General features: G+C 36.3%; 1 protein-coding gene. It reads left to right on the top strand.

Annotation, left to right across the window (positions count from 1 at the left end):
• Positions 1 to 1768: membrane protein insertase YidC (gene yidC / locus E1140_RS00500; protein ID WP_155177997.1), on the top strand; the 1768-nt coding region annotated here is incomplete at its 5' end.
• Between the last annotated feature and the right edge of the window lie 106 nt (positions 1769 to 1874).

The raw sequence follows: 1874 nt of genomic DNA on the forward strand, positions 1-1874 counted from the left end.
ACTCATTTCGGTTATGTTATTTGCATACTGGATGTTTTTTAAGCCGGATTTACCCGCTCCAGAAGAGACTGTAACCAATACAGAACTGGTTACCCCAAGTGACTCTACTATTGTAGAAGCCCAAGAAACTCCAGCATTGCCAGACTCATTGTTAGATGCTGAACTAGTTAACAAATTTGGAGTATTTGCAGCTGGTGCTAAAGGAGAGTCAACAAAGAAAACTGTTGAGAATGAAACGGTTAAAATCACTTTTGACTCAAAAGGTGGTAAGGTTTCAGAAGTTGTATTAAAAACATTTGATTCCAAAGATGGTAATCCTGTCAGGTTGATAACACCTGAAAGCAACGAGTTTAAAACAATCGTCACCTCTTTCGGCAAGACTATAGACCTAAATCAACTCTATTATAGACTAGGAACAACCGCCAGCGGTGACTCAACCATCATTTCATATTCTCTTGATTTAGGTAAGGGTAAATCTGTAAAGCATATATATAGCATTCCTAACACAGGTTACGAAGTAGGATACAAACTGCAATTCAAAGGCTTGGAGAGTAGCATTACCAAAGAAGAGGTATTGTTTCAGTGGAATGACCATATGATAACTCAGGAGAGTGATGTAAATATGAGTCGTCAGAATTCAACTGTTAATTACTACACCACATCAGGCGAATTTGAAGAGCTATCTGAAAGATCTACTTCTTATGAAGAAGAAGTCATTAGCGAGTCAATCAAATGGACAACTATCAAACAGAGGTTCTTTTTATCAGCCATTATTGCTAAAAAGAGTTTTACAAAAGGAAAAATATCTACTAATGTAGATCCTAACAACCCAGAAGTAGTAAAGTATGCTGAAGTAACATTGAGCCTACCAGCTAGCGATCTAAACAGTAACCAGGGCGATTATAAGTTCTACTTTGGCCCTAACGACTATCACATTACGAGCGAGGTAACTGAAGAATTCTCAAAGAACCTTTTCTTAGGATGGCCTCCAATGTTATGGGTAAACAAATATGTGCTAATCCCATTATTTGATGTATTAAATAATGTCTTGAATAACTACGGGCTTATCATCATCATTATAGTGTTGATTATCAAACTGGTGCTTTCACCGCTTTCATACAAGTCATACCTATCGATGGCTAAAATGAAAGTTTTAAAACCAGAGCTTGATGAAATTAAAGAAAAGCATGGTGGAGATATGGCGAAGGCTCAATCTGAGCAGATGAAGCTTTATCAGCAGGTTGGTGTAAATCCTATTAGTGGTTGTATTCCAATGCTGTTTCAAATGCCTATCTTACTTTCAATGTTTTACTTCTTCCCTCAGTCTATTGAGTTAAGGGGGGAAAGTTTTTTATGGGCAACTGATTTATCTAGTTATGATTCAATCCTGACACTTCCATTTGAAATACCATTCTATGGTGATCATGTTAGTTTGTTTGTTTTATTAATGACAATCTCAACCATTATGATTACTTACTCTCAGCAGCAAGTGAGTACGGTACAAGGTCCTATGAAATCATTTTCATATTTCATGCCCGTCATTTTCATGTTTGTGCTTAACTCCTACCCTGCGGCATTGAGTTTTTACTATTTCATTGCCAACCTGGTTACATTCGGTCAGCAAGCACTAATAAGAAGATTTGTAGACGAAGATAAGATAAGAAAGATTTTGGATGAGAATAAGAAGAACGCTGGAAGCAGAAAAAAATCTAAATTCCAACAGAGGCTAGAAGATGCCATGAAGGCTCAGAACAAGAACAAAAAGTAATTTTACTGACGATATTAAACTGATTGAAAGGCCCTTATAATTTGGGCCTTTCTTTTTATCATATTGGTTATGGGTAACTCTTACATAATTCAATTAAACTTATATC

It is taken from the genome of Fulvivirga lutimaris, from assembly GCF_009711525.1.
Taxonomy (GTDB): domain Bacteria; phylum Bacteroidota; class Bacteroidia; order Cytophagales; family Cyclobacteriaceae; genus Fulvivirga; species Fulvivirga lutimaris.